The following is a 24,740-nucleotide window of genomic DNA, read 5'->3' as shown; positions in this document are numbered from 1 at the left end:
AAAGGAAAGCACCATGCGTCACGGACACGGACTCCGCAAACTCAACCGCACCAGCTCGCACCGCCTCGCGATGCTGCAGAACATGATGAACTCGCTCATCGAGCATGAAGTCATCAAGACCACGGTCCCCAAGGCCAAGGAACTGCGCCGCGTCATCGAGCCGATGATCACGCTCGCCAAGAAGCCCACCGTCGCCAACAAGCGCCTGGCCTTCGACCGCCTGCGCAGCCGCGACTCCGTCGTGAAGCTGTTCGGCGAACTGGGCCCGCGCTTCGCCGCGCGTCCCGGTGGCTACACCCGCATCCTCAAGATGGGTTTCCGCGTGGGCGACAACGCGCCGATGGCGCTGGTCGAACTCGTCGATCGCCCTGAAGTGAGCGAAGTTGCTGCCACCGAGCAGAACGCCGCGGAATAAGTGCTATAATTTATCTCTTGCCGCGCGATGGAGCAGCCTGGTAGCTCGTTGGGCTCATAACCCAAAGGTCGCAAGTTCAAATCTTGCTCGCGCAACCACATTGAGAAGGGTCTTTCGGAAACGAAAGGCCCTTTTTCTTTTCCCGCTCCGAATTCGCAAGCGCGTTGCAACAACGCAAAGCGCACGCCCAAAAGAAAAGCCCTCGCGAGAGGGCTTTGTCGTTGATGGGGCGAAGTGCCTTCGTCAGTCCGGCACCACCGCCGTGACCTCGATCTCGATCTTCGCGCGCGGCTCCACCAGCGCCGCGACCTGCACGCAGGTCATCGCCGGGAAGTTGCGGCCCATCGCATCGCGGTACACCGGGCCGAGCTCGGCGAGCCGACTGCTGTACTCGTCGCGGTCGACCACGTACCAGGTCATGCGCACCATGTGCTCGGGGCCGGCACCGGCCTCGCGCAGCACCTCGACGATGTTGCGCAGCGCCAGGCCGCATTGGTCGATGAAGTCGTCCGACTCGAACTGCTGCTGGGCATTCCAGCCGATCTGTCCGCCGACGAACACCATGGTGCCGCGCGCCGCGACGCCATTCGCATAGCCCTTGGGGGGCAACCAGCCTGGAGGCTGCAAGAGTTTGATCATGATGTGGTGGACCTGTTGTCTTCGGTTTGTCTCAGTTTGAAGCGTTGCAGCTTGCCGGTTTCGGTGCGTGGCAGCACGGACACGAACTCGATCTCGCGCGGGTACTTGAACGGCGCGATCGTGGCCTTCACGTGGTCCTGCAGCGCCTTCACGAGGCCGGCATCGCCGGTCTGCCCGGGCTTCAGCACGCAGAAGGCCTTGACGATCATGCCGCGGTCGGCATCGGGCTTGCCGATCACGCCGCATTCGGCCACGGCCGGATGCTTGAGCAGCGCATCCTCGACCTCGGGGCCGCCGACGTTGTAGCCGGCGGTGATGATCATGTCGTCGGCGCGCGCCTGGTAGAAGAAATAGCCGTCGTCGTCCTGGACGAAGGAATCGCCCGGATAGTTCCAGCCGTTCTTCACGTAGTCGGCCTGCCGCGCGTCGTCGAGGTAGCGGCAGCCCACCGGTCCCTGCAGCGCCAGCTTGCCGACCGTGCCGCGCGGCACCTCGTTGCCCTCGGCGTCGACCACCTTGGCGATGAAGCCCGGCACGGCCTTGCCGACGGCGCCGCGGCGCACCTCGTCGCCCGCGGCCGAGATGTAGATGTGGAACACCTCGGTGCCGCCGATGCCGTCGAGCATCTCGAGGCCGGTGGCCTCCTTCCAGAGCTGGCGCGTGGCATCGGGCAGGGCTTCGCCCGCGCTCACGCTGATGCGCAGCGTGGGCGCGCCGTGCTGCTTCACGAACGGCGCCATCTGGCGGTAGAAGGTCGGGGCGGTGTAGCAGATGGTCGCGCCGACCTCGTTGATCAGCTTCACCAGGCCTTCGGGCGTGAAGGGCGCGTCGGGGAAGTAGATCGAGGCACCCGCGTACATCGGGAACACCAGCAGCCCGCCGAGCCCGAAGGTGAAGGCCAGCGGCGGCGAGCCCACCACCACGTCCTCGGGCCGCGCCTGCAGCACGTGGCGCGGCCAGGTCTCGCACATCGCGAGCACGTCGCGGTGCGTGGTCACGGGCGCCTTCGGCTTGCCCGTGGTGCCCGAGGTGAAGGCCAGCAGCGCGATGTCGTCGGCCGCCGTGGGGCAGGCCTCGAAGATGCCGCTCTTGGCGGCCGCGCGCGCGGACAGCGAATCGGGCGCGTCGGGCCGGTTGAAGGCGATGATGTCGGCGAGCACCGGGTGCGCCTGCTGCGCGGCCACCAGCTCTTCGAGCAGCCGGCCGTCGCACAGCGCGGCCACCGGCTGCGACTTCTCGATGATGTCGCCGAGCTCCTTGGCGCGCAGCAGCGGCATGGTCGCGACGGCGATCAGTCCGGCCTTCACCACCGCGAGCCAGGCCAGCGCCATCGCCACCGAGTTGCCGCCGCGCAGCAGCACGCGGTTGCCGGGCACCAGGCCCAGGTCCTCGGTCAGCACCTGCGCGATGCGGTTGACCTCGATGGCGGCCTGCGAATAGCTGAGCGTGCCTTGCGGCGAGCGCAGCAGCGGCCGGTCGCCGAAGCCCTTGGCGGGCGCCTTGTCGAGCAGTTCCTCGACCAGGTTGAGCTGGTCGGGCAGTTGCAGTTCGGGCCGGTCGTAGCGGAAGACCGGCAACTGCGCCGCCGGCGGCAGCCGGTCGTGCACGAAGCGGTCGACTTGGGCGGATGGAGCGGTCACGGTGTTCATCCCCGCAGTACGGATTTGCCGATGATCAGTTGCTGCACTTCCGTCGCGCCCTCGTAGATGCGTAGCGAACGGATGTCGCGGTAGAGGGCCTCGATCTTGGTGCCGACCTTGACGCCGAGGCCGCCATGCATCTGCAGCGCCATGTCGATGACGCGGCTGGCGTTCTCGGTCGCGGCCATCTTGGCCATCGCGGCCGCGGCCGACACGTCGCCCACCGGCGCGCCGCCGCGCTGCTCGGCCTCGTCGCGCATCCAGGCCGCGCGGTAGGTCAGGAGCGCCGCGCCATCGATCAGCGCCGCCATCTCGCCGAGCCTGGCCTGCGTGAGCTGGAAGTCGGCCAGCGTCTGGCCGAACATGCGGCGGTTCTTCGCGTGCGAGATCGCCTCGGCCAGCGCGCGCCGGCCCATGCCGAGCGCGGCGCCGGCCACGGAGGCGCGGAAGATGTCGAGCGTGCGCATCGCGAGCTTGAAGCCGCCATTGAGCTCGCCGAGCTGCGCGTCGCGCGGCACCACGCAGTCGTCGAAGCGCAGGGTGGCCAGCGGATGCGGCGCCATCACGTCGATGTGCTCGGAGGTGTCGAGGCCGGGCGTGGTCGCATCGACGATGAACACCGTGATGCCGCGCGTGCCGCCCGCGGGATCGGTCTTGGCGAACACGCAGTAGAAGTCGGCGATGCCGCCGTTGCTGATCCAGGTCTTGCTGCCGTGGAGGCGCCAGCCGTCGGCCGTGGGCTCGGCGCGCATGGCCATGGCGGCCACGTCGGAGCCGGCCTCGGGCTCGCTCAGCGCGAAGGCCGCGATCTTCTCGCCCTTGCCGACCGCGCCGAGGTAGCGCGACTGCTGCTCGGGCGTGCCGGCGAGCGTGATCGCACCGCTGCCCAGGCCCTGCATCGCGAACGCGAAATCGGCCAGCGGCGAGTGGTAGCCGAGGGTCTCGCGCAGCAGCACCAGCGCGCGCGAATCGAGGCGCTCGAGCGCACCGCCGGCGCTGCCGGGCACCGCGTAGCGCAGCCAGCCGCCGTCGCCGAGGCGGCGCACCCATTCGCGGCAGGCCGCGCGGTCGTCGCGCTCGTCGACCTCCTGCGCGGCGCACCAGGGCAGCAGGTCGCTCGCGAGGGCGCGATGCGCCTCGTCGAAGAAGGGCAGCGCCAGGTGCGCGGTGGAAGGGGGAGCCGGGATCTTCGCCATGGCCTCAGTCCCCGCCGAACACCGGCTTGCGCTTGGCCGCGAAGGCCTCGTAGGCACGGCGGAAGTCCTCGGTCTGCATGCAGATCGCCTGCGCCTGCGCCTCGGCCTCGATCGCCTGGTCGATGGTCATCGACCATTCCTGCGCCAGCATGGTCTTGGTCATGCCGTGCGCGAAGCTCGGGCCCTCGGCCAGCTCGCGCGCCATCTTGGTCGCGGCCTCGAGCAGCGCGTCGCTCTCGTGCAGCGCGTTGAAGAAGCCCCAGGCATGGCCTTCCTGCGCGGTCATCGCGCGGCCCGTGAACAGCAGCTCGGAAGCGCGGCCCTGGCCGATCACGCGCGGCAGCAGCGCGCAGGCGCCCATGTCCGCGCCGGCCAGGCCGACGCGCGTGAACAGGAAGGCGGTGCGCGTGGCGGGCGAGCCGTAGCGCAGGTCGCAGGCCAGCGCGATCATCGCGCCGGCGCCGGCGCACACGCCGTCGATCGCGCCGACGATCGGCTGCGGGCAGGCGCGGATCGCCTTCACCAGGTCGCCCGTCATGCGCGTGAATTCGAGCAGCTCGGGCATGCGCATGCCGGTCAGCGGACCGATGATCTCGTGCACGTCGCCGCCCGAGCAGAAGTTGCCGCCCGCGCCCGTGACCACGATCACCTTCACGTCGCTCGCGTAGTTGAGCGCGCGGAACAGGTCGCGCAGCTCGGCGTACGAGTCGAAGGTCAGCGGGTTCTTGCGCTCGGGGCGGTTCAGCGTGATGGTGCCCACGCCGTTGTCGTAGTGCCAGGCGAAGTGCTTCGCGGCATAGGCCGCCTTCGCTTCGAATTGCGCGTGCATGGGATTGCCCGCGCCGATGTAGTGCTTCATTCGGCCTCCGCCAGTGTCTGGCTCTGTGAGTGTTGCTTGACCTTGCCGAGCAGCTTGTGCAACTGCGCGATCTCCTTGCCCGTGAGGCCCGCGAAGGCCTCGACGATCCAGTCCTCGTGCTGCTGCGCCATCTCGTGGAACAGCTTGCGGCCGCGCGGCGTGAGCCGCACGCGCCAGGCGCGGCGGTCGCCCTCGACGTCGACGCGCTCGACCAGGCCCTCGGTCACGAGCTGGTCGGTGATGCCGGTCACGTTGCCGCCGGTCACCATCATCCGGCGCGACAGCTCGTTCATCTTCAGCCCCTCGGGCGAGCGCTCGAGCTGCGACATCAGGTCGAAGCGCGGCAGCGTGGTGGCGAATTGCGCGCGCAGCCCGTTGCGCACTTCCTTCTCGATCAGCTGCGTGCAGGTCAGCAGGCGCAGCCACAGCCGCAGCGCTTCGGGGTGTTCGGCGTGGGCGCGGGCTTCGAGGTCCATGGGGTGCCGCCGTCGTTCAGTGCGTCTCTTCGCTTTGCGCCGCGGCCATCGCTGCATTGGCGGCGGCCGCCATCTGCTGCTGCTTCGCGATCTCGCGGTACATCTGGTCGCGCCCGCTCAGGTACTGCTTCGGCCACTCGACGGCGCGGCTCTGCAGCTTGGCGGCCTCGTGCAGCGTCCAGGCCGGGTCGGCCAAGTGGGGCCGCGCGATCGCGCAGAGGTCGGCCCGGCCGGCCGCGATGATGCTGTTGGCCTGGTCGGCCTCGGTGATGGCGCCCACGGCGATGGTCGAGATGCCGACCTCGTTGCGGATGCGGTCGGCGAACGGCGTCTGGTACATGCGGCCGTAGACCGGCTTGGCGGCGCGCGTGGTCTGGCCCGAGGAGACGTCGATGAAGTCGGCGCCCGCGTCCTTGAAGAAGCGCGCGATCGCCACCGCGTCGGCATCGGTGTTGCCGCCGGGCGCCCAGTCGTGGGCCGAGATGCGCACGCTCATCGGCTTGTCCGCCGGCCAGGCGGCGCGCATCGCGCGGAACACCTCGAGCGGATAGCGGCAGCGGTTCTCGAGGCTGCCGCCGTACTCGTCCTCGCGCAGGTTGGTCAGCGGGCTGATGAAGGCCGACAGCAGGTAGCCGTGCGCGCAGTGCAGCTCGAGCCAGTCGAAGCCGGCCTCGGCCGTGCGGCGGGTCGAGGCCACGAACTGATCGCGCAGCGTGTCCATCTCGGCGCGCGTGATCGCGGCCGGCAGCTGGTTCTGTTCGCCGTAGGGCAGCGCGCTGGCGGCCAGCAGCGGCCAGTTGCCGCTGGGCAGCGGCTCGTCGGTGCCTTCCCAGCCCACCTGCGTCGAGCCCTTGGGGCCGCTGTGGCCGAGCTGCATCGCGATCTTCGCGCTCGACTGCGCGTGCACGAAGTCGACGATGCGCTTGAACGCGGCCTGCTGCTCGTCGTTGTAGAGGCCGGTGCAGCCGGGCGTGATGCGGCCTTCGGGCGTGGGGCTGGTCATCTCGACGAACACCATCGCCGCGCCGCCGAGCGCGCGCGCGCCCAGGTGCACCAGCAGGAAGTCCTGCGGCACGCCGTCGACCGCGCTGTAGGTCGCCATCGGCGAGACCAGGATGCGGTTCTTGAGCTCGAGCCCGCGCACCTTGAGCGGCATCAGCATCGGCGCGACGGCCTTGCCGCCGGCCAGCCACTGCTCGTAGCCGCCGAGCCACTTCGTGTCGCGCAGCCGCAGGTTCTCGTGGCTGATGCGCTGCGAGCGCGTGAGCAGCGAATAGGCGAACTGCTCGATCTCCATGCCGGTGTAGCGCGGCACGTTCTCGAACCATTCGGTGGAGTTGCGCGCGGCGTTCTGGATCTTGAGCACCTCGACGCTGCGGCGCGCCTCGTACTGCTCGAGCACCTGGTCGGTGCTGCCGCCGGCGGCGAATTCGTTGGCCAGGTCGATCGCGTCCTCGAGCGCGAGCTTGGTGCCCGAGCCGATCGAGAAGTGCGCCGTGTGCGCGGCATCGCCCATCAGCACCACGGGCACCGAGCGGCCGCCGACGTCGACGCGGTGCGTCCAGTGCTCGCACACCACGCGCGGGAAGCGGATCCAGTTGGCCGAGCCGCGCAGGTGCGTGGCGTTGCTGATCAGCGAGTGGCCGTCGAGGTACTTGGCGAACAGCTTCTCGCAGAAGGCGATCGCCTCGGGCTGCTCCATCCGGTCGAGGCCATGGGCCTGCCACACGGCCTCGGGCGTCTCGACGATGAAGGTCGAGGTGTCCTTGTCGAACTGGTAGGCGTGGGCCTGGAACCAGCCGTGCTCGGTCTGTTCGAAGGCGAAGGTGAAGGCGTCGAAGGTCTGGTGCGTGCCGAGCCAGACGAAGCGGCACTGGCGCAGGTCGATGTCGGGCTGGAACACGTCGGCATAGCGCTGGCGGATGCGGCTGTTGAGGCCGTCGCTCGCGATCACCAGGTCGGCCTCGTACTTCGCGGCCAGTGCCTGGTCGTCGGTCACGTCGGTCTCGAACACCAGCTCGACGCCGAGCGCGAGGCAGCGCTCCTGCAGGATGTTGAGCAGCCGCTTGCGGCCGATGCCGCAGAAGCCGTGGCCGCCCGAGCGCACCTGGCGGCCCTTGAAGAAGACCTGGATGTCGTCCCAGTGGTGGAAGTCGTCGCCGATCAGCGCGGCGGATTCGGGGTCGGCCGCGCGCAGGTTCGCGAGCGTCTGGTCGCTGAGCACCACGCCCCAGCCGAAGGTGTCGAAGGGCCGGTTGCGCTCCACCACCGTGATCTGGAGGGCCGGGTTGCGCGCCTTCATCAGCAGCGCGAAGTACAGGCCGGCGGGCCCGCCGCCGATGCACAGGATGCGTTGGAGGTCCATGGACGGGGCGTGGGCGATGCTGTTCATGGTTGAATAGTTTAGACATAAACAATCTGCTGTCAAACGGATTTACCCGCAGCACATCGGGCCCGTCCGCGCTGGCGCCGGCCGGTGTCCCCGCGACACGATCCGGGCCGCCGGATGCAACCGCATGCAAGAAGCTCGAAAAATCAATACCATGCGGCCCATGCAAAGCTTGATACCCAAGATCGAGTCGCAGCTGGCTTCGCTACCCGTGCCCGTGGCACTGGAACTGCCCGATGGGCGACGGGTTGCCGCAGCCGGTTCGCGTGTCACGCTGGCTTTTTCGGAGTGGTCGGCACTGGCCAAGCTCGCGGCCCGACAGGTGGGCGCGATCGGCGAGGCCTATGTGGAGGGCAAGGTGCAGATCGAGGGCGCCATGCGCGACCTGATCGATGCCGCCGTCGGCCTGCTGCCCGGCAACCCGGCCGAGACCGACACCGGATGGTGGAGCCGCCTGCAGCACCTGGCCAAGTCCCGCGGCTCGCATTCGCTGCGCAAGGACGCCGCCCAGATCGAGTTCCACTACGACGTCTCCGACGACTTCTACGCGCTGTGGCTCGACCCGCGCCGGGTCTACTCCTGCGCCTACTACGCGACGCCCGACCTCACGCTGGCGCAGGCGCAGGAAGCCAAGCTCGACCACATCTGCCGCAAGCTGATGCTCAAGCCCGGCGAGCGCTACCTCGACGTGGGTTCGGGCTGGGGCGGCCTGCTGCTATGGGCCGCCGAGCACTACGGTGTCGACGCCACCGGCATCACGCTGTCGCGCAACCAGCATGCGCACGTGCAGCGCCTGATCGAGGAGAAGGGCCTCACGGGCCGCGTGCGCGTCGAGCTGCGCGACTACCGCGAGCTGTCGGCGGAGCGGCCCTTCGACAAGATCTCCTCGGTGGGCATGTTCGAACACGTGGGCGCGGCCAACATGCCGACCTACTTCGCCAAGATCCATTCGTTGCTGGCGCCCGGCGGCCTGCTGATGAACCACGGCATCACCTCGGGCCAGCTCAACTACCGCCAGCTCGGCAACGGCATGGGCGACTTCATCGAGAAGTACATCTTCCCGGGCGGCGAGCTGCTGCACGTCACGCACGTGCTGCGCGAGACCGCGGCGGCCGGCCTGGAGATCGTCGACGTCGAGAGCCTGCGGCCGCACTACGCGCGCACCTTGTGGGCCTGGTCCGACGCGCTCGAGGCGCAGCTCGAAACGGCGCGCGCCGTGCTGCGCAACGGCGGCAGCGAGCGCCAGCACGCCAACGCCGAGCGCATCCTGCGCGCCTACCGGCTCTACCTCGCGGGCTCGGCCATGAGCTTCGAGCAGGGCTGGATCGGCCTGTACCAGATGGTCTCGACCAAGCCCGACGGCAAGGTCGATCACGGCACCTTGCGCGGTGCGCAATCGGTGTACCCTTTCACGCGTGATCATCTCTACAAGTGAAAGGGACAACCCCATGCTCTATCGTTTCCAGTCCAGGGCCTCGTCGGATTTCGTGATGCTCGAGACGCACGCGCGCCAGCTGTTCGACATCGTCGGCAAGTCGCCTTCCGCGCAAGGAATCATCACGGTCGAGCAGATTCCCGGGGCGATCTCGGCCATCGAGGCCGCGCTCGCGCGCGAGAAGAGCAACACCCACAACCACGACGAATTCGCGGTCGAGGACCACACCCACGACGCCGAAAAACAGCATGTGGCGCTGCACCAGCGCGCCACGCCGCTGCTGCACATGCTCAAGGAATCGCTGGCCGAAAACAAGGACGTGACCTGGACCACCTGAGTCCGGGTCGGACAACCGGCCGCGCGGCGGCCGGTTGCCGGCGCCAGCCCGCGACGGACGGGCGCTGAATCTTCACTCGGGCGGGACGCTCTCAGTCCACCTTCGCGCCCGAATCCTTCACCACCTTCGCCCACTTCACGTGCTCGCTCGCGATGAGCTTCGTGAAGTCGGCCGGCGTGCTGCCGCTCGGGATCGCGCCCTGCGCCAGCATCTTCTCCTTGATCGCCGCCGTGCCGAGCGACTTGGCGACTTCCTGCTGGATGCGGTTGACGATCTCGGGCGAGGTGCCCGCGGGCGCCAGCAGCCCGAACCACGAACTGGCCTCGAAGCCCTTGAGCGTCGGGCCGCCGGCCTCTTCCACCGTCGGAACGTCGGGCAGCGCGGGCGAGCGCTGGGCGCTGGTCACGGCCAGCGCCGTGAGCTTGCCGGCCTTGATCTGCGCCATCGACGAGGGCAGGTTGTCGAACATCACGTCGGCGTTGCCGGCCACCATGTCGAGCAGGGCCGGGCCCGACCCCTTGTAGGGGATGTGGGCCATGAAGGTGCCCGTCATGCTCTTGAACAGCTCGCCCGCGAGATGGATCGAGGTGCCGCTGCCGCTCGAGGCCATGTTGAACTTGCCGGGATTGGCCTTGCTGTACTTGATGAAGTCCTGCACGTTGTGGATGCCGAGCGTCTTCGCCTTCTCGGCGTTCATCTCCATCACGTTCGGCACCGCGGCCACCATGGTGATCGGCACGAAGTCCTTGATCGGGTCGAAGGGCAGCTTCGGATAGAGCGCGCGGTTGATGCCGTGCGTGCCCACCGTGCCCATCAGCAGCGTGTAGCCGTCGTTCGGCGCGCGCGCCACGATCTCCGCGCCCATGTTGCCGCCGGCGCCCGCGCGGTTGTCCACGATGAACTGCTGGCCGAAGGCCTTCGAGAGCTCGGGCGCGACCGCGCGCGCGAGGATGTCGGTGGTGCCGCCGGCGGCGAAGGGCACGACGATGCGCACCGGCTTGGTGGGCCAGGTGCCCTGTGCCCACGCGGGCGCGACGAGCAAGGTGGTGGCAGCGATCGAGGCGGCGAGCAGCGCGCGCCGGGACGAGGAATGGAGGGGGATGGAAGTCATGCGCGCCTTTGTACAGGCGCTCGCCGCGGTCGTCGCGGGTGAAAACCCCGGCGTGGCTCATTGAAGCACCTTCGTGCTTCGCACTGCGGTGCGAGCTTGCTTGGGGCGGCCCGGCGCGGCGCTCAGCTCACCTGCATGCGCTGCGCAAACCGCTCCTCACGGAAGCGCTCGAGCACGAAGTCGACGAAGGCCCGCGTCTTCGGCGGCAGCAGCTTCTTGCTCGGGTAGTAGAGCCAGACCGCGCCCGCGTCGTGGTGCCACTCGGGCAGCAGCCGCAGCAGGCTGCCGTCGCGCAGTCCCCGTTCCACGAAGGGCATCGGCAGCATCGCCACGCCCAGCCCCATCAGCGCGGCCTGCGCGATCGCCTCGGGGTCGTTGAAGATCGCGCGCGGGCGCGGCAGCTCGACCGTGACCTCCGCCTCCTTCGCCGCGCCGCGCGCATGCCGCAAGGTCCAGCTGCGCAGCCGGCCCGTGGGCGAGGAGCGGCGCACCAGTGCGTCGAGCGCTGCCAGCTCCGAGGGATGGCGCGGCATCCGCCGCTGCGCCATGTAGGCCGGCGCTGCCACCGCCACCACGTGGATGCGCGCCAGCTCGCGCGCCACCAGCCCGGCCGACAGCTCGAAGCCGCCGCCGATGGCCGCGTCGAAGCCCTCGCCGACGAGGTCGGCCTGCAGGTTGTCGAAATGCCAGTCCGGCACGATCGCCGGGTAGCGCGCGAGGAAGTCGCCCATCATCGGCAGCACGTGGGCGCGGCCGAAGGCCTGGCCCATGCTGACCTTGAGCGTGCCCGAGGGCTGGCCGTCGTCCTGGTCGATGCCGGCCACCGCCTCCTGCAGGGTGGCGAGCGCGCCGCCGATCTGCGCCAGGAAGCGTTCGCCGCCCTCGGTCAGCGTGAGCCGGCGCGTGCTGCGCTGGAACAGCCGCACGCCGAGCCGCGCCTCCAGCCGCGCCACGTTCTTGCTGACCGCGGCCGGCGTGAGCCCGAGGCGGCGCGCGGCGGCCGAGAAGCTGCCGCCCTCGGCGCTCTGCACGAAGGAGGCGAGATGGTTGAGCGGTTCCATCGTCTCATTTTCAACCAATGGTTGAATTTGATGGGACCGATTGATGGCTACCGAAAACGCAATCGAAGGCAGAGACTGGAGGCCTTCCAACACCACTCACCCAGGAAAAAACCATGACCTCCACCACCACTTCCCCGGCCCCCGTCCTCGCGGGCAAGGTCGCCTTCGTCACCGGCGGCTCGCGCGGCATCGGCGCGGCCATCGTGCGCCGCCTGGCGCGCGACGGCGCCGCCGTGGCCTTCAGCTACAGCAGCTCGCAGGCCGTCGCCGAGGCACTCGCGCGCAGCCTCGAGGCCGAGGGCGGCCGCGCGCTCGCGCTGAAGATCGACAGCGCCGATGCCGAGGCGCTCAAGGCCGGCATCGACCAGGCCGCGCGCCACTTCGGCGGCCGCATCGACATCCTGGTCAACAGCGCCGGCGTGCTGCACCTGGGGCCGGTCGACCAGCTCACGCTGGCCGACTTCGACCGCACCATCGCCGTCAACGTGCGCGCCGTGTTCGTCGCCATCCAGGCCGCGCTGGCGCACATGGGCAGCGGCGGGCGCATCGTCAACATCGGCAGCACCAACGCCGAGCGCATGCCCTTCGCGGGCGGCAGCATCTACGCCATGAGCAAGTCGGCGCTCACGGGCCTGGTGCAGGGCCTGGCGCGCGACCTCGGTCCGCGCGGCATCACGGTCAACAACGTGCAGCCCGGCCCGGTCGACACCGACATGAACCCGGCCAACGGCCCGATGGCCGCGACCATGCACAGCTTCATGGCGCTCGACCGCCACGGCCACGCCGACGAGATCGCGGGCATGGTGGCCTACCTCGCGAGCCCCGAGGCCGCGTTCGTGACCGGCGCCGGACTCAACATCGACGGCGGCTTCGCGGCCTGAGCGCGCGGCTCAGCGGCCGGGCGTCGCCCGCGCCGCCAGCGTCGCGCCCACGTGCTCGGCCAGCGCACGCGCCGAGGGCTTGGCGGCGCGCCCGGCCGGGAACACCGCATGCAGCTCCACCGGCGCCATGCGCCAGTCCGCGAGCACCCGCACCAGCGCGCCGCTGGCCAGCTCGGCGCCGCAGCCCAGCTCGCTGGTGTGGGTGATGCCCAGGCCCGCCACGGCCGCGGCGATCGAGCCCTCGTTCATCGTGCTGCTCAGCAGCGCGCCCGCGATGCGCACCGACACCTTCCGCCCGTCGCGCTCGAAGGACCAGGACGCGCCGCCGCTCGGCCCGGCCACCACCGCGTGCGCCGCGAGCTCGGCCGGCAGCGCCGGCGTGCCGGCATGGCGCAGGTAGCCGGGCGCGGCCACCAGCAGGGTCTGGAACAGCCCCAGGCTGCGCGCCGTGGCGCTGGAATCGGGCAGCGTGCCGAAGCGGAACGCGAGGTCCGCGCCCTCGCTCACCAGGTCCTGCAGCTGGTCGTGCATCAGCAGCTTGACGCGCAGCGCCGGATGCCGCGCCATGAAAGGCGCCAGCGCGGGGATCGCCTCGCGCACCGCGAAGCTCGAGGACAGCGCCACGCGCAGCACGCCGCGCAGCTCGCCGGTGCCGCGCGCCGCATGGTCGGCCTCCTCGAGCGCGGCCAGGATCGGCTCGATGCGCGCGAGGTAGTCGGCACCGGCCTCGGTCAGCGTCACGGCGCGCGTGGTGCGCGTCAGCAGCGCCGCGCCCACTTCCTTCTCGAGCGTCGCGATCACGCGCGAGGCCGAAGGCTGCGAGAGCCCGAACTCGCGCCCCGCGCGCGAGAAGCTGCCCGCGTGCGCGACGCGCGTGAACAGGCGCAGGGCGAGCAGCCGGTCGCTCATGGCTTGCGATTGATTTGCATGGCGAATGGATCTTAGTCGTGCCGGCCGGCTACCGGCTGAACGGCGAATCAAAGACAGTGACGGCACGGCACCGCCGGTGCCTTCAACCTGCTGGAGAAATCGCCATGTCACTGCCCGAGAAACTCGCCGCCTTCCGCGCCAACTTCGAAGCCGGCGGCCCGCCGTGGAACGCGCCCGCCTTCATCCACGAGCCCATGCACCGCGCCACCGACGAGCTGATCGCCTCGGGCGCCGCCGACCGCGCGCTGCGCGCCGGCGATCGCGCCCCCGTCTTCACGCTGCACGACGCCGACGGCCGCGCCTGGTCGTCGCAGGAGCTGCTGGCCCAGGGCCCGCTGGTGCTGACCTTCTACCGCGGCGTCTGGTGCCCCTACTGCAACCTGGACCTGCAGGCGCTGCAGGAAGCGCTGCCGGGCCTGCAGGCGCTCGGCGCGCAACTGGCGGCGGTGTCGCCGCAGACGCCCTCGAACAGCCGCAAGTCGGCGCGCGACAACAAGCTCGCCTTCCCGATCCTGTCGGACACCGGCAATGCCGTGGCCGCCGCCTTCGGCCTGCGCTTCGCGCTTCCGGGCTACCTGCAGGACCTCTACCGCGACGTGTTCAGGAACGACCTCGCGGTGGTCAACGGCGAGCCGAGCTGGACCCTGCCGATGCCCGCGCGCTACGTGATCGCGCGCGACGGCACCATCGCCTATGCCGAGGTCAACCCCGACTACACGCAGCGGCCCGATCCCTCGGAGCTGCTGCCGGTGCTCGAGCGGCTGCGCGCGACGGCCGGCGCATGAGCCTGGGCCTGGGTCTCCGCGTCGCCGCTCACCGAGGCGATCAGCCGGTCGAGCGTGCTGCCCAGCCGCGCGAGCTCGTCGGCGCCCACGCCCGCGAACAGCGCGGCCTCGCGTTCGCGGCCCAGTTCGCTCACAGTTGCGTGCAACGCCTTGCCCGCGGCCGTGAGGTGCAGCCGGCTCCTGCGCTGGTCGGTCGGATCCTCGCGGCACTGCACGCGCCGATGACGTTTCAGGCCGGCCAGCGCGCGACTCACCGCCATCTTGTCGAGGCCGGTCTGGTCGGCCACCTGCGAGGCGGTGAGCCCGGGCTGCGCGCCCAGCACCGCCATCGTACGCCACTCGTTGAGCGTGAGCTGGTGCTCGCGGCCCACGCGTTCGTGGAAGGGCCGCGCCGTGAGGTTGACCACGCGCACCAGCTTGAAGAACAGCGGGTCCATGGGTGCGCGGGGCGCGTGTCAGCCCGCCAGCTTCTTCGCCGCCGCGACGATGGCGTCGACGCCCACGCGCGACTGCGCCTCGAGCACCGGCGCATAGCCGACCGGAATGCGCGGCGCGCCGAGCCGCGCGATGCGGCAGCCCGTGGCCTCGGCCGCGCTGGCCGCGATCTCGGCGCCGAAGCCCGCGGCCTGCACCGCCTCGTGCGCCACCAGCAGCCGGCCGGTGCGCGCGCACGATTCGAACACCGTCTCGCGGTCCCAGGGCCACAACGTGCGCAGGTCGATCAGGTCGACCGCGATGCCCTCGGCCGCGAGCCGCTCGCAGGCCTCGGCGCAGACCTGCGCCTGCCGGCTCCAGCTCACGAGCGTGAGCGCATCGCCCTGGCGCATGCGTGCCGCCTTGCCCAGCGGCACCGCCAGCGTCTCGTCGACCGGGCCGCGCGCGCCCCACAGCGTCTTGTGCTCGATGTAGACCACCGGGTCGCCGCACTGCAGCGCCGCGCGCAGCAGCGAATGGTTGTCCTGCGGCGTCGACGGGCTCACCACCACCACGCCCGGCAGGTGCGCGAACCAGGCTTCGAGCGACTGCGAATGCTGCGCCGCCGAGGCGTCCCAGATGCCGCCCGGCATGCGCGCCACCAGCGGCACGCGGCCCTGGCCGCCGAACATGAAGCGGTTCTTGGCGGCCTGGTTCACCAGTTCGTCCATGCCGCACAGCGCGAAGTCGACCACGCGCATCTCGACCACCGGCCGCAGGCCCGCGAGCGCCATGCCCACGCCCGCGCCCATGATCGCGGCCTCGCTGATCGGCGTGTCGATCACGCGCCGCTCGCCGAAGCGCTGCTGCAGCCCCTTGTACTGGCCGAAGATGCCGCCGCGGCCCACGTCCTCGCCGAGCACGACCACGCGCGCGTCGGCTTCCATCTCGCGCGCGATGGCGCGCACGGCGGCTTCGGCATAGCCGAGTTCTTCCACGGTGTTCGCTGCGTTCAGTGCCATTGCCCGGCTCCCGTGGTCTGCACGTCGGTGAAGGCGGCGCCGGCCTCGGGCCAGGGCGCCGCGTCGGCGGTGGCGAGGGCGGCCTCGACCTCGGCCGTGGCCGCGTTCTCGATCGCATCGAGCGCCGCCGCCTCGAGCCCGGCTTCCAGCAGCCGGCCACGCGCGCGCGCCAGCGGATCGGTCTCGAGCGCCGCCGCCAGCTCGGCCGGATCGCGGTAGGCCGCGAGGTCGACCGACACGTGGCCCTTCACGCGGTAGGTCAGCGCATGCAGCAATCGCGGTCCGCCGCCGCCGCGCACCTCGGCCACCAGCCGCGCCGCGGCCGCGTGCACCGCGAACACGTCGTTGCCGTCGACCTGCGTGGCCGCGATGCCCAGCGCTTCGGCGCGCGCCGAGGCGCCGTCGCCCGCGGTCATCGGGCCGCTCGCCGTGGTCGCGCTCCAGCGGTTGTCCTCGCAGACGAACAGCACCGGCAGCTCGTACACGCGGGCCCAGTTCAGCGCCTCGAGGAAGGGGCCGCGGTTGATCGCGCCGTCGCCGAAGAAGCAGACCGTGATCGCGTCGCCCTGGCCCAGCACCTTCTGCGCATGCGCCGCGCCCACCGCGATCGGCAGCCCGGCCGCCACCACGCCGTTGGCACCCAGCATGCCGACCGAGAAATCGGCGATGTGCATCGAGCCGCCCTTGCCGCCGTTGAAGCCCGTGGCCTTGCCGAACAGCTCGCACATCATGCGCGCGAGGTCGGCGCCCTTGGCCAGCGTGTGGCCGTGGCCGCGATGCGTGGAGGTGAGGTAGTCGCTCGCGCGCAGGTGCGCGCAGACGCCGGCCGGCACCGCCTCCTGCCCGGTCGACAGGTGCAGCGGCCCGCGCACCTTGGCCGCGCCGCCGGCCTGCTGCCCATAGGCGCTCACGCCGCCCTGGCTGGCCGTCTCGGCCGCGTTCTCGAACGCGCGGATGCGCACCATGGTGCGGTACAGCGCCTCGGCGGCGCCGCTGGGGATGTCCAGGTCCATCTTGTCTCCGACGCCTGTGGAATGGGCGTTTGCGGAAAAATCGTATCAAGCGTGACGGACTGGGGGCAGGGGGCTTTCCCCGGGGCCGGCGCTCAGCGCTTGCGCTTCTTCCGGTCGTCGAAGGCCCCGATGAAGCGCAGCCCGTTGTAGAGCCGTCCCGGCTGCTCCTCGGTGAAGGTGCAGTTCACCCAGTAGTACAGCGCGTTGGCGCTGTCGATGCCGAGCTCGTGGCAGCGCGCGGCGATCGCGGTCACGGCCTCGTTGGTGGAGACGTCGACCTCCTCGGCCAGGTCCTCGACCGGCACCGCCGCGCCGCCCGCGGCGAGATAGGCGACGAACACGTCCGAGTCGATGAAGTCGCAGCCGAAGTCCGCATGTGCGGGGCAGCCCGAGCCCGCGGTCTCCATGCCTTCGGTGTACTGATTGAAGTCCTCGAGCGACTGGCGGGTGGTGCCCATCCAGACGGAGACGATGCCGGGGGTTCTGCTGTCGATCATGGGGTGGCCTCGATGCGGTGGCGGGCTAGCACTTGCCGATGGAGGATTTTCCTCCGCGGGTGTACTTGTTCGCGAAGTTGCGGATGCGCGCCAGCGCGCCGGCCTTGGAGGTGGCGCCAGCGAGCTTGGCGAAGAGGATCTTGTGCGCGAGCGAACTGGCGCGGCCCGACTGGCCCTCGGGTAGCGCGGCGCCGGTGGAGTGCGGGCCCGAGAGGGTCTCGCCCGGGTTGCGCGGATCGGGCACGTTCTGGAACCAGACCTCGCGCGTGGGCGTGGTGAGTTTCTTGAGTTCCTGTGCCGAGAAGCCCAGCTCCTTGGCCTTGTCGGCCATCGACACCGGGAACCACTCGTGCGCGCCGCCGCCGTTGCGCAGCGCGGTGTGGATCGCGTCGCGCGAGGCGGGGTTGGCCATCGCCTCGCGCACGTCGGCCACGCTGGCGTTGTCGAACCAGGTGTCGAAGCTCGCTGGCTGCCCCGGCCCGCCCCACAGGCCGCCGGCCCAGCCCGGCGGATCGATCCAGCCGTAGGGGTTGGGCGCGTAGCTGCCGAGGTTGATGCCGCCGCTCAGCCCGATCGGGTCGGGACCGATGAAGCGGCCGATGTCGGGGTCGTAGAAGCGGAAGGTGTTGTAGTGCAGGCCGGTGTCGCGGTCGAGGTACTGGCCCTGCAGCCGCAGGTTCTGCTCGAGCGGCGGGGACGCCGGCGCGCCGGACACGGCGGGCCGCCCGTCCAGCGCCACCGTCTCCCATTGCTCCGAGACCGTCGCGCCCCAGGTCCGGTAGCTGGCGCGCCAGCACAGCCGGCCCTCGCTGTCGCTCAGTTCCTCGGGCAGGCCCGAGGGCGCGGTGTGGAAGTAGCGAAGCTCGCCGGCCTCGCGCCCGGCCGTGTCCTGCCCGGCGTCGAGCCGCGCCAGCGGCACGTGGGAGCCGGGCTCGTAGACATAGCTGGTCGCGTGGCCGCCGCGCCGCTCCTCGAGCAGCCGCAGCCCTTCCCACACGAAGCGGGTGCTGCCGAAGGCATCGTGGCGCGCCACGCGGCGGCCGAGAGCGTCGTAGTCGAAGCGCGTGTGTTGCGTCACGGCCTGCGGCGTGCCGGGCCGGCGCGTGGTGCGCACCGCGAGCAGGCGGTGCTCCTCGTCCCACTCGAAGCGCTGCTCGGTGTGGCGGCCCGCGCGCTTGCGCACGAGGCGGCCGTGGCCGTCGTAGTCGTAGCGCTTGTCCTCGAACACGCGCACGAGGTTGTCGCGCACGTAGCCCGGGCCCCGGGCGCCGGCCATCGCGCTGTCGAGCAGGTTGCCGGCGGGGTCGTAGGCGAAGCGTTCCTCGTTCGCGGCCGCGCCCGATGCCGCGCGCGGCACGCGCCGCGTGGCCTCGATGCGGCCGGTGGCGTCGTAGCCGTGTTCCGTGCGGCCCTGCAGCGAATGGCGCGCATGGCGCAGTTCGCCGGCGAGGTCGTAGCCGTATTCCTTCATCAGCCCGTCGAGAACCCGGGCGCGCGCGGTGCCCACGCTGTCCATCGCCTCGCGCCAGCCGGCGTCGCGCGGCGTGAAGGCCTCGCCCAGCGATGCCGCGCGGCACCACGACGCCACGCGGCGCCCCAGCGGATCCCAGGCGAAGCGCGTGGCCAGCCGGCCCTGCGTGCGCGCCACCTCGCGGTGCAGGTCGTCGCGCTCGATGTCGCTGACCAGGGCGTGCTCCGCGGGCGCGTCGCCGTGCCGCTGCCAAAGGTTGACCTGGTGCAGGTGGCCCGAGCCGTAGTGCAGGTAGTTCAGCGCGCGCTGGACGCCGCCGTCGCCCAGCGCCGGCAGCAGCGTGCGCGTGCGGTTGCCCAGCGCGTCGTGCTCGTGGCGCAGCGCATGGCGCTCGCCGGTGGTCTCGTCGATGGCGGTCTCGGCCGCGAGGTTGCCGAGGCGGTCGTACTCGAAGGCGACGCGATGCAGCGCGCGCGGCTCGCCGCCGGCCTCCGCGGGCGCGAGCTTGCAGGCCTCCACCAGCTGGTCGAGCGCGTCGTAGCGGTAGCGGTAGCGATGGCGCGCGGTGCGCTTCTCCACCAGCCGGCCCGCGGCATCGCGGACGAACTCGGTGCGCAGCGGCTGCGTGCGCGTGCCGCCATCCGCGCCCCCGTCGAGCGCCAGGTCCTCGTCGCCGATGCCCGGGTAGTGCACGACCGCCGACGGCCAGCCATTGGCGTCGTACTCGATGCACACGCGCGTGCCGCCCGCGCGATGCTCCTCCACCACGCGGTCGGCCTCGTCGTGCGCGAAGCGGAAGTGCATGCCGTTCTCGTTGACCAGCGCATGCAGCCGATGGCCGCCGTCGTAGTGCAGCTCGATGCGCCGGCCCTGCGCGTCCTGCTGCAGCGTGGGCTGGCCGCGCGCGTTCAGCACCAGCTGCGTGCCGCGGCTCAGCGGATCGACGGCGCCGACCAGGCGGCCGGCCGCGTCGTAGCGATAGGCATGGTGCGAGCCGTCGGGCTGCGACATCGAGAGCAGCCGCCCCATCGCGTCGTGGACGAAGCGCGTGGACTGCCCGGCGGCGTCGGTCACCGACTGCGGGAAGCCCCAGGCGTCGTAGGCGAAGCGGGTGGTCTTGCCCGAGCAGTCGGTGCGCGCCACGACCTGCGCGCGCCGGTTCCAGCGCAGGCGGCTGGTGCCGCCGAGGGCATCGGTCACCGCCTCGAGCAGGCCGAAGCGGTCGTAGGCGTAGCGGGTTTCCTGCCCCGCGGGATCGATGAGCACCGTGTGGTTGCCGCGGTCGTCGTACTCGAAGAGATAGCTGCGGCCGTCGGGCAGCGTGATCTTGCGCGGCTCGAACCAGCGGTCGTCCCAGAGCGTGCGCGTGCTGCGGCCCAGCGGATCGGTCTCGGCCACCGGCATGCCATGGGCGTTGTACGCGAAGCGCAGCTCGCCGCCGCCCGGGTTGCGCACGCTGCGCAGCTTCCGGTCCGCGTCCCATTGCAGGGTCCATGCGTGGCCCAGCGGATCGACGTAGCGCGTGAGGTTGTAGCCGGCATCCCAGCACCAGCTCGAGCGCCGGCCGAGCTGGTCGGTCGCGACGGTGGTGCCCGCCGCGTCCGGGCCCGAAGCCTCGGCATAGGCGATGTCCCAGTGCTCGCCGTCCCCGGTCCAGTGGCGCAGCACGCGGCGGTCGCCCTCGGGCCCGGTGGCCGCGCCCGCCGGTTCCCATTCGTAGCCGCAGGAGAAGCCGCCGGCCGATTCCTGCCATGTCATCAGGCCGTCGGTGTAGGCGAAGCGCCGCAGCGGCCGGTCCTCGCGCGAGATCACCGTCGCCAGCTGCGCGTTGGCGTCGTAGCCGTAGCGCACCAGCAGGCCCGGTATCTCGTCCTCCGCGCCCTTGGCGAGGTGGATGGCCTGCACGCGCCGCGAGTCGCCCGCGTAGTCGAAGCGCAGCAGCCGGCCGATGCTGTCGGCCATCTCGGCGAGGCGCCGCGCCGCGTCGTGGCGGCAGGCGATCCAGTTGCCGTTGCGGTCGCGCAGGCGCCGAAGCGGCAGCGTCTCGGCGACCTCGGGCGCCGCCGGCGCGCCGAACTGGTAGAGCAGGCCCTCGAGCGTGGTCACTTCGTAGTGGCCGCCGGGCGTGCAGCCGATCGAGAACATCTCGGCCACGTTGAAGAGGCCGTGGCCGGGCTGCAGGGCCGGCATCTCGACCTCGCGGCCCGCCTCGTCGGTGTAGACCAGCGCGCGCGGCCCCGCGCCGGGCTGCACGCGCAGGCTCACCCCATGGGGCGCGACGCTCCAGCCGGTGCCGAACGGCCCGTCGGCGCGGCGGTCGTGGCTGCTGTAGCGCCGCTTCCAGACGATCGGCAGCGGCCCCGGCAGCACGAAGTCGGTGTCGGCCTCGCCGGTCAGGATCTTGCCGCCCGTCGCGGGATGCACGGGATAGCCGATCAGCGAGCGGAAGCCGCGCCCCAGCCGGTCGGCCGCCATGTTGGCGAGCATGCCCATGCCCAGGCAGCCGAGGCGCGCGCCGAAGCTGCCGCGGCCCATGGCCAGGCCGATGCCGATCTCCAGCGCGGTCTCCCACCATTCCTTGTCGTCGGCGATCTCCATGTAGGCGGTCTTCGCGCCGCCGATGAACACGTTGGCGCTGCCCTCGACGATCGCGGCCGAGCACTGCAGCTTGTCGCCCTTGCGCGCGGCCGGGAAGGTGTTGATCCACACCGAGTCCGATCCTTCGGCGATCGGGATCGGGCCCGAGTGCCTCGAGCAGGCGCCCGAGTCCGCGATCGCGCGCGCGGCCGCCTTGCCGTTGACCTGCACGTCGGGCGAGCCCATGCGGCTGATGGCGCCGGTGACCGTGGGCGAGCCGATGTCCTCGGTCAGCTCCTTGATCTTCTTTTCCTTGTAGTCGCTCCAGCCGGTCGCGCCGCCGACGAAGCCGGCGATCAGCCCGCCCGCGAAGATCGCGCCGCACCAGCCGACCGGCGTGGACATGAGCGCGGCCACGCCCACGATCGCCGCGCCCACGAGCACCGCCTCGGCCATGCCCGCGGCCACGCGCAACCCCACGCGCGCGAGCCGGGCCCACACGGAGACATGGCCGATGGCGTCGTCGATGCGCGCGGCTTCGGGCATGGCGCGGCTCGCGCTGCGGGGCCTACCGGCGCAGCGCCACGCTCGCCACCATCTGCCGCCACAGCTGCAGCTGCGGTGCGTCGAAGGGCGCGGCGGCGCTGGCGGTGAAGGTCAGCAGCGTCTTGCGGTCGGACAACGGGAAGATGCCCTGGCACTGGTAGGAGAAGCTGCCGCGCTGGCGGTACCTGAACTCGATGCGCAGTCCCTGCACGCCCTGCTCGGGCGGGCCCAGGAAGATCGCTTCGCGCGCGGTCTCCTCGAACTTCGTGACCTGGCGCGCGAGGTTGCCGAGCTGGCGCTGCACGAAGGCCTCGGGCGACTCGCCGGGCTCGAGCTCGTCCTGGCTGATGATGAAGGTGAAGCCGGCGCCCGCGGGCACCAGCACGTGCATCGTGCGGTCGTTGTAGTGGTCGGGGACCTCGACGGTGCCGCGTTGGAAGTGATAGTGCATTCGGCTTTCCGGCGGGCGCGCCTCAGCAGTTGAGAAGGATCTTGTTGCGGCCCGTCTGGTCCAGCGTGTCGGAGAACTCGAAGACGCCGGTCTTGCCCTTGATCCGGATGGTCCCGTCGGCCAGCAACACGATCGACGATTCGCCGCAGAGCAGCGAGATGCTGGTCTTGCCGAGCACGAAGACGTCCTGCTCGGCCGCATTCACGATCACCGACTTCCTGCCGAACAGGTTCGCGTTCTCGCTCGTCGAGGCCAGCGTGGCATCGTTCTTCGACAGCAGGTTCATCGCGCCCTCGCTGGCGCGCGAGACGATGTCGCCGGCCGACACCACGTTGACCTGGCCGCCGGTGCTGACCTGCGTCACCATGCCGGTCTTGGCGAGCTGCGTGAGTTGCGCGCCGCTGGTCAGCGTCATGGCCGACTGCGCGCGGATCGACACGCTGCGGCCCGAGCTCACGACGATGGGCTTGGGGCTGATCATGGTCTGGCCCTCGGGGCTCACGATCGACACCACCGGCTTGTCGATCTTGCGCGACAGGCCCAGCATCTGCTGCGCCTCGTCCATCGAGGGGTCCGCATCGTCCGACACGCCGCCCTCGGGCGATCCCGCGGCCGCGAGCGCCGCCACCGCCTGCGAGGTGCCGCCGGCCGACTGCACGCCCTGCACCAGGCCCACGAGCTGCTGGTTCTTGCCGCGCGCCAGCGCGCCGACCAGCGACTTCGTGGCGGCCATCGCCTGGCCCGCCTCCTGCATCAGGGCCTGGCTCTGGGCCAGTGTGGCGCCGAGCTGCTCGTGGCCGTCGGGGTTGTCGCGCGAGATCTTCTGCGTGAAGTCTTGCGTGTAGGTGGTCAAGAGCAGGCCCTTGTCGGCGCGGATCGAACCCCACTCGTTGGTGCGCAACTCGAAGCCGTAGCTGCGCTGCACCTCCGAGCCCTGGTTCATCAGGTAGCCCATGTGCAGGTGGGTGGCGCCATGGTCGGTCGAGAGCTCGATGTGCTCGCTGCCGCGCTGGTCCTCGAAGCGCAGCATGTGCTTGCCGCCACCGCCCTTGCTCCAGTGCGTCTGGATGCCCGACTGCGTCTTGTGGCGCGGCAGCTCCCAGGCCGGCATCTGCGCGGCGTTGTAGACGCAGCCGGTCACGATCGGATGGTCGGGATCGCCGTTGAGGAAGTCGACGATCACCTCCTGCCCGATGCGCGGGATCTGCATGCTGCCGTAGCCGCCGCCGGCCCAGGTCTGCGAGACGCGGATCCAGCACGAGGCGTTCTCGTCGCGCTGGCCGTAGCGGTCCCAGTGGAACTGCACCTTGATGCGGCCGTACTCGTCGGTGTAAATCTCCTCGCCCGCCGGGCCCACCACCACCGCGGTCTGCGGGCCGGTGGTGCGCGGGCGCGGCGTGAGGCGCGGCACGCGATACGGCGCGCTGTCGGGCACCACCGCGAAGGCCTGGCGGTAGCTGGTGCTGCTGGTCGATTCGCCGTAGGCGGCGCCGGCGGCGGCCACGCGCAGCGCGTTCTCCTGGAAGTCGTGGCTCGCGGCCTCGATCAGGTAGCGGCGGTTGTCCTCGGCGTTCGGATGGCGCGCGAGGTCGAACAGGTAGCCGGGCGCGATGTGGCGCAGGTTGCCTTCGGCCTCGATCGATTCGCGCCGGCCGATCTGCTGTTCGAGCCGCAGCCGCGCGTAGTTCTCGCCGTCGCCGAGTTCGGTGTAGCCGCCGGGCCAGTCGTAGCGCTCGTAGCTGTCGTGGTCATGGCCCGCGGGCTGGCGGCGCAGCGTGTCGATCTCGGCTTGGGGCTTCCTGAAGTCGTAGTCGTCGGCCGCGAAATGGCCCGAGGCGATGTCCTCGGCGTGGTGCCAGCTGTCGATGAAGTCCTGCTCGAGGATCTGCGCCGCGAGCACGCCCGCGTGGTAGGGCACCTTCACCGGGCCGGCGGGCAGCGGCGCATGCGAGCCCGGTCCGTCGCACAGCACGAGCTGATGGCTGCCTTTTGCATGCGCGAAGAAGTAGTAGATGCCCTCGGACTCCATGAGCCGGCTCACGAAGTCGAAGTCGGTCTCGCCGTACTGCACGCAGTAGTCCCAGTTGCGGTAGCTGCCCGAGAGCTTGGGTTCGATCGCGAAGCCATAGGGCGCGAGCACCTCCTGCACGATCTCGGGCACGGTCTTGAACTGGAAGATCTTGAAGTCCGAGCGCCGCGTCGCGTACCAGAGCCAGGGGCGCAGCACGGCTTCGTAGACATGCATGTCGCCGTCGTCCTTGCCCACGCGCGCGAAGCGCGTGACCTGGCCGCTGATGAAGCGCCGGCCCGCGCCGCCGAGCTCGGTCGCGAGGTCGATCTCGATCGTCATGTCCTTGCCGAGCACGCTCCGGGCGGCGATGCCGGGCGTGTCGGCGACCAGGCGCACGCGCGATTCGAACAGCGTGGAGATCCGCTCCTGTCCCGTCATCGAGCGAAACTTCACGCGCTCGCCCAGCGGACTGTGGGCGATGAAGCTGCGGTTCATTCCTTCTGGTCTCCCCGTGACCTGATGGCCGTCGATCGCTGGAGCGCAAGACGGTGTGGCCCCAGGTGCTGCGATGACCTTATGAAGCT

The 24,740-nt window shown here is 70.6% G+C and carries 21 protein-coding genes and 1 tRNA gene; 6 read left to right on the top strand and 16 right to left on the bottom strand.

Annotation, left to right across the window (positions count from 1 at the left end; translation table 11 throughout):
• Positions 1–13: 13 nt before the first annotated feature.
• Both rplQ and AC1HIL_RS02295 read left to right on the top strand, forming a co-directional pair.
• The gene (rplQ, locus tag AC1HIL_RS02300; RefSeq protein WP_057593155.1) at positions 14–415 is read left to right on the top strand and encodes a 50S ribosomal protein L17; all 402 of its coding nucleotides are present in this window, start codon (positions 14–16) and stop codon (positions 413–415) included.
• A gap of 21 nt (positions 416–436) precedes the next feature.
• Positions 437–513, top strand: a tRNA-Met gene (locus tag AC1HIL_RS02295).
• A 145-nt stretch (positions 514–658) separates the two neighbouring features.
• Here the strand turns inward: AC1HIL_RS02295 and AC1HIL_RS02290 are convergent.
• From AC1HIL_RS02290 to AC1HIL_RS02265, 6 genes are read right to left on the bottom strand one after another with little or no spacing between them, the layout of a single operon-like run.
• Positions 659–1,057 (bottom strand): RidA family protein, encoded by a 399-nt coding sequence (locus tag AC1HIL_RS02290; protein ID WP_057593191.1) that lies wholly within the window; start codon positions 1,055–1,057, stop codon positions 659–661.
• On the bottom strand, positions 1,051–2,703 hold the full coding sequence (locus AC1HIL_RS02285) for an AMP-binding protein (RefSeq protein ID WP_479671056.1): 1,653 nt from the start codon (positions 2,701–2,703) through the stop codon (positions 1,051–1,053). The genes AC1HIL_RS02290 and AC1HIL_RS02285 overlap by 7 nt, the downstream gene beginning before the upstream one ends.
• Positions 2,700–3,890 (bottom strand): acyl-CoA dehydrogenase family protein, encoded by a 1,191-nt coding sequence (locus AC1HIL_RS02280; RefSeq protein WP_261213045.1) that lies wholly within the window; start codon positions 3,888–3,890, stop codon positions 2,700–2,702. The genes AC1HIL_RS02285 and AC1HIL_RS02280 overlap by 4 nt, the downstream gene beginning before the upstream one ends.
• A 4-nt stretch (positions 3,891–3,894) precedes the next feature.
• On the bottom strand, positions 3,895–4,749 hold the full coding sequence (locus tag AC1HIL_RS02275; RefSeq protein ID WP_057593158.1) for an enoyl-CoA hydratase family protein: 855 nt from the start codon (positions 4,747–4,749) through the stop codon (positions 3,895–3,897).
• Positions 4,746–5,225 carry a MarR family winged helix-turn-helix transcriptional regulator gene (locus tag AC1HIL_RS02270; RefSeq protein WP_057593159.1) on the bottom strand — a complete coding sequence of 160 codons (480 nt, stop codon included), beginning with the start codon at positions 5,223–5,225 and terminating at the stop codon, positions 4,746–4,748. Before AC1HIL_RS02270 ends, AC1HIL_RS02275 begins: the two co-directional genes overlap by 4 nt.
• Positions 5,226–5,241: 16 nt before the next feature.
• The gene (locus AC1HIL_RS02265; protein WP_479671055.1) at positions 5,242–7,590 is read right to left on the bottom strand and encodes a bifunctional salicylyl-CoA 5-hydroxylase/oxidoreductase; all 2,349 of its coding nucleotides are present in this window, start codon (positions 7,588–7,590) and stop codon (positions 5,242–5,244) included.
• Between the two features lie 187 nt (positions 7,591–7,777).
• On the opposite strand from AC1HIL_RS02265, the gene AC1HIL_RS02260 reads away from it, so the two are divergent.
• Positions 7,778–9,049, top strand: coding sequence for an SAM-dependent methyltransferase (locus AC1HIL_RS02260; protein ID WP_057593161.1), 1,272 nt, complete (start codon positions 7,778–7,780; stop codon positions 9,047–9,049).
• 13 nt (positions 9,050–9,062) lie between these two features.
• Positions 9,063–9,386 carry a DUF1840 domain-containing protein gene (locus AC1HIL_RS02255; protein WP_057593162.1) on the top strand — a complete coding sequence of 108 codons (324 nt, stop codon included), beginning with the start codon at positions 9,063–9,065 and terminating at the stop codon, positions 9,384–9,386.
• A gap of 91 nt (positions 9,387–9,477) precedes the next feature.
• On the opposite strand, the gene AC1HIL_RS02250 is transcribed toward AC1HIL_RS02255, so the two are convergent.
• Complete coding sequence (locus AC1HIL_RS02250; RefSeq protein ID WP_479671054.1) at positions 9,478–10,497, bottom strand: Bug family tripartite tricarboxylate transporter substrate binding protein; 1,020 nt, start codon at positions 10,495–10,497, stop codon at positions 9,478–9,480.
• Positions 10,498–10,619: 122 nt separating this feature from the next.
• Positions 10,620–11,558 (bottom strand): LysR family transcriptional regulator, encoded by a 939-nt coding sequence (locus AC1HIL_RS02245; RefSeq protein WP_479671053.1) that lies wholly within the window; start codon positions 11,556–11,558, stop codon positions 10,620–10,622.
• A gap of 113 nt (positions 11,559–11,671) precedes the next feature.
• Here AC1HIL_RS02245 and AC1HIL_RS02240 point away from each other — a divergent pair, with 113 nt between their 5' ends.
• Entirely contained in the window at positions 11,672–12,439 is a 768-nt protein-coding gene (locus tag AC1HIL_RS02240; RefSeq protein WP_479671052.1) for an SDR family oxidoreductase, read from the top strand.
• Positions 12,440–12,448: 9 nt separating this feature from the next.
• On the opposite strand, the gene AC1HIL_RS02235 is transcribed toward AC1HIL_RS02240, so the two are convergent.
• On the bottom strand, positions 12,449–13,348 hold the full coding sequence (locus AC1HIL_RS02235; RefSeq protein ID WP_057593166.1) for a LysR family transcriptional regulator: 900 nt from the start codon (positions 13,346–13,348) through the stop codon (positions 12,449–12,451).
• Positions 13,349–13,473: 125 nt separating this feature from the next.
• Between AC1HIL_RS02235 and AC1HIL_RS02230 the strand changes: the two genes are divergently transcribed.
• Positions 13,474–14,154 (top strand): peroxiredoxin-like family protein, encoded by a 681-nt coding sequence (locus AC1HIL_RS02230; protein WP_479671051.1) that lies wholly within the window; start codon positions 13,474–13,476, stop codon positions 14,152–14,154.
• Here the strand turns inward: AC1HIL_RS02230 and AC1HIL_RS02225 are convergent.
• The 7 genes from AC1HIL_RS02225 to AC1HIL_RS02195 all read right to left on the bottom strand — a co-directional run bounded on the left by AC1HIL_RS02225 (position 14,082) and on the right by AC1HIL_RS02195 (position 24,651).
• Positions 14,082–14,591, bottom strand: a complete 510-nt coding sequence (locus tag AC1HIL_RS02225; protein ID WP_413762080.1) for a MarR family winged helix-turn-helix transcriptional regulator — start codon at positions 14,589–14,591, stop codon at positions 14,082–14,084. The genes AC1HIL_RS02230 and AC1HIL_RS02225 overlap by 73 nt on opposite strands.
• An 18-nt stretch (positions 14,592–14,609) precedes the next feature.
• On the bottom strand, positions 14,610–15,590 hold the full coding sequence (locus tag AC1HIL_RS02220; protein WP_057593168.1) for an alpha-ketoacid dehydrogenase subunit beta: 981 nt from the start codon (positions 15,588–15,590) through the stop codon (positions 14,610–14,612).
• Positions 15,581–16,603, bottom strand: a complete 1,023-nt coding sequence (locus AC1HIL_RS02215; protein ID WP_422098267.1) for a thiamine pyrophosphate-dependent dehydrogenase E1 component subunit alpha — start codon at positions 16,601–16,603, stop codon at positions 15,581–15,583. Before AC1HIL_RS02215 ends, AC1HIL_RS02220 begins: the two co-directional genes overlap by 10 nt.
• Positions 16,604–16,695: 92 nt before the next feature.
• The gene (locus AC1HIL_RS02210; RefSeq protein WP_057593170.1) at positions 16,696–17,100 is read right to left on the bottom strand and encodes an immunity 22 family protein; all 405 of its coding nucleotides are present in this window, start codon (positions 17,098–17,100) and stop codon (positions 16,696–16,698) included.
• A 25-nt stretch (positions 17,101–17,125) separates the two neighbouring features.
• Positions 17,126–21,694 carry an RHS repeat-associated core domain-containing protein gene (locus tag AC1HIL_RS02205; RefSeq protein WP_479671050.1) on the bottom strand — a complete coding sequence of 1,523 codons (4,569 nt, stop codon included), beginning with the start codon at positions 21,692–21,694 and terminating at the stop codon, positions 17,126–17,128.
• 22 nt (positions 21,695–21,716) lie between these two features.
• Positions 21,717–22,145 (bottom strand): DcrB-related protein, encoded by a 429-nt coding sequence (locus AC1HIL_RS02200; protein WP_057593172.1) that lies wholly within the window; start codon positions 22,143–22,145, stop codon positions 21,717–21,719.
• A gap of 22 nt (positions 22,146–22,167) precedes the next feature.
• Complete coding sequence (locus AC1HIL_RS02195; protein ID WP_479671049.1) at positions 22,168–24,651, bottom strand: type VI secretion system Vgr family protein; 2,484 nt, start codon at positions 24,649–24,651, stop codon at positions 22,168–22,170.
• Positions 24,652–24,740 lie beyond the last annotated feature (89 nt).

The sequence above is a fragment of the Variovorax sp. ISS6 genome (assembly GCF_056523145.1).
The sequence above is the reverse complement of the archived record's forward strand: the minus strand, read 5'-3'. Positions and strand labels throughout refer to the sequence as shown.

What these genes read in the sequence shown, in the direction of transcription:
- rplQ (WP_057593155.1), top strand. Translation starts at nt 14, where the DNA reads ATGCGTCACGGACACGGACTCCGCAAACTCAACCGCACCAGCTCGCAC.
- AC1HIL_RS02285 (WP_479671056.1), bottom strand. Translation starts at nt 2,703, where the DNA reads ATGAACACCGTGACCGCTCCATCCGCCCAAGTCGACCGCTTCGTGCAC.
- AC1HIL_RS02280 (WP_261213045.1), bottom strand. Translation starts at nt 3,890, where the DNA reads ATGGCGAAGATCCCGGCTCCCCCTTCCACCGCGCACCTGGCGCTGCCC.
- AC1HIL_RS02275 (WP_057593158.1), bottom strand. Translation starts at nt 4,749, where the DNA reads ATGAAGCACTACATCGGCGCGGGCAATCCCATGCACGCGCAATTCGAA.
- AC1HIL_RS02270 (WP_057593159.1), bottom strand. Translation starts at nt 5,225, where the DNA reads ATGGACCTCGAAGCCCGCGCCCACGCCGAACACCCCGAAGCGCTGCGG.
- AC1HIL_RS02265 (WP_479671055.1), bottom strand. Translation starts at nt 7,590, where the DNA reads ATGGACCTCCAACGCATCCTGTGCATCGGCGGCGGGCCCGCCGGCCTG.
- AC1HIL_RS02260 (WP_057593161.1), top strand. Translation starts at nt 7,778, where the DNA reads ATGCAAAGCTTGATACCCAAGATCGAGTCGCAGCTGGCTTCGCTACCC.
- AC1HIL_RS02255 (WP_057593162.1), top strand. Translation starts at nt 9,063, where the DNA reads ATGCTCTATCGTTTCCAGTCCAGGGCCTCGTCGGATTTCGTGATGCTC.
- AC1HIL_RS02250 (WP_479671054.1), bottom strand. Translation starts at nt 10,497, where the DNA reads ATGACTTCCATCCCCCTCCATTCCTCGTCCCGGCGCGCGCTGCTCGCC.
- AC1HIL_RS02245 (WP_479671053.1), bottom strand. Translation starts at nt 11,558, where the DNA reads ATGGAACCGCTCAACCATCTCGCCTCCTTCGTGCAGAGCGCCGAGGGC.
- AC1HIL_RS02240 (WP_479671052.1), top strand. Translation starts at nt 11,672, where the DNA reads ATGACCTCCACCACCACTTCCCCGGCCCCCGTCCTCGCGGGCAAGGTC.
- AC1HIL_RS02235 (WP_057593166.1), bottom strand. Translation starts at nt 13,348, where the DNA reads ATGAGCGACCGGCTGCTCGCCCTGCGCCTGTTCACGCGCGTCGCGCAC.
- AC1HIL_RS02230 (WP_479671051.1), top strand. Translation starts at nt 13,474, where the DNA reads ATGTCACTGCCCGAGAAACTCGCCGCCTTCCGCGCCAACTTCGAAGCC.
- AC1HIL_RS02225 (WP_413762080.1), bottom strand. Translation starts at nt 14,591, where the DNA reads ATGGACCCGCTGTTCTTCAAGCTGGTGCGCGTGGTCAACCTCACGGCG.
- AC1HIL_RS02220 (WP_057593168.1), bottom strand. Translation starts at nt 15,590, where the DNA reads ATGGCACTGAACGCAGCGAACACCGTGGAAGAACTCGGCTATGCCGAA.
- AC1HIL_RS02215 (WP_422098267.1), bottom strand. Translation starts at nt 16,603, where the DNA reads ATGGACCTGGACATCCCCAGCGGCGCCGCCGAGGCGCTGTACCGCACC.
- AC1HIL_RS02210 (WP_057593170.1), bottom strand. Translation starts at nt 17,100, where the DNA reads ATGATCGACAGCAGAACCCCCGGCATCGTCTCCGTCTGGATGGGCACC.
- AC1HIL_RS02205 (WP_479671050.1), bottom strand. Translation starts at nt 21,694, where the DNA reads ATGCCCGAAGCCGCGCGCATCGACGACGCCATCGGCCATGTCTCCGTG.
- AC1HIL_RS02200 (WP_057593172.1), bottom strand. Translation starts at nt 22,145, where the DNA reads ATGCACTATCACTTCCAACGCGGCACCGTCGAGGTCCCCGACCACTAC.
- AC1HIL_RS02195 (WP_479671049.1), bottom strand. Translation starts at nt 24,651, where the DNA reads ATGAACCGCAGCTTCATCGCCCACAGTCCGCTGGGCGAGCGCGTGAAG.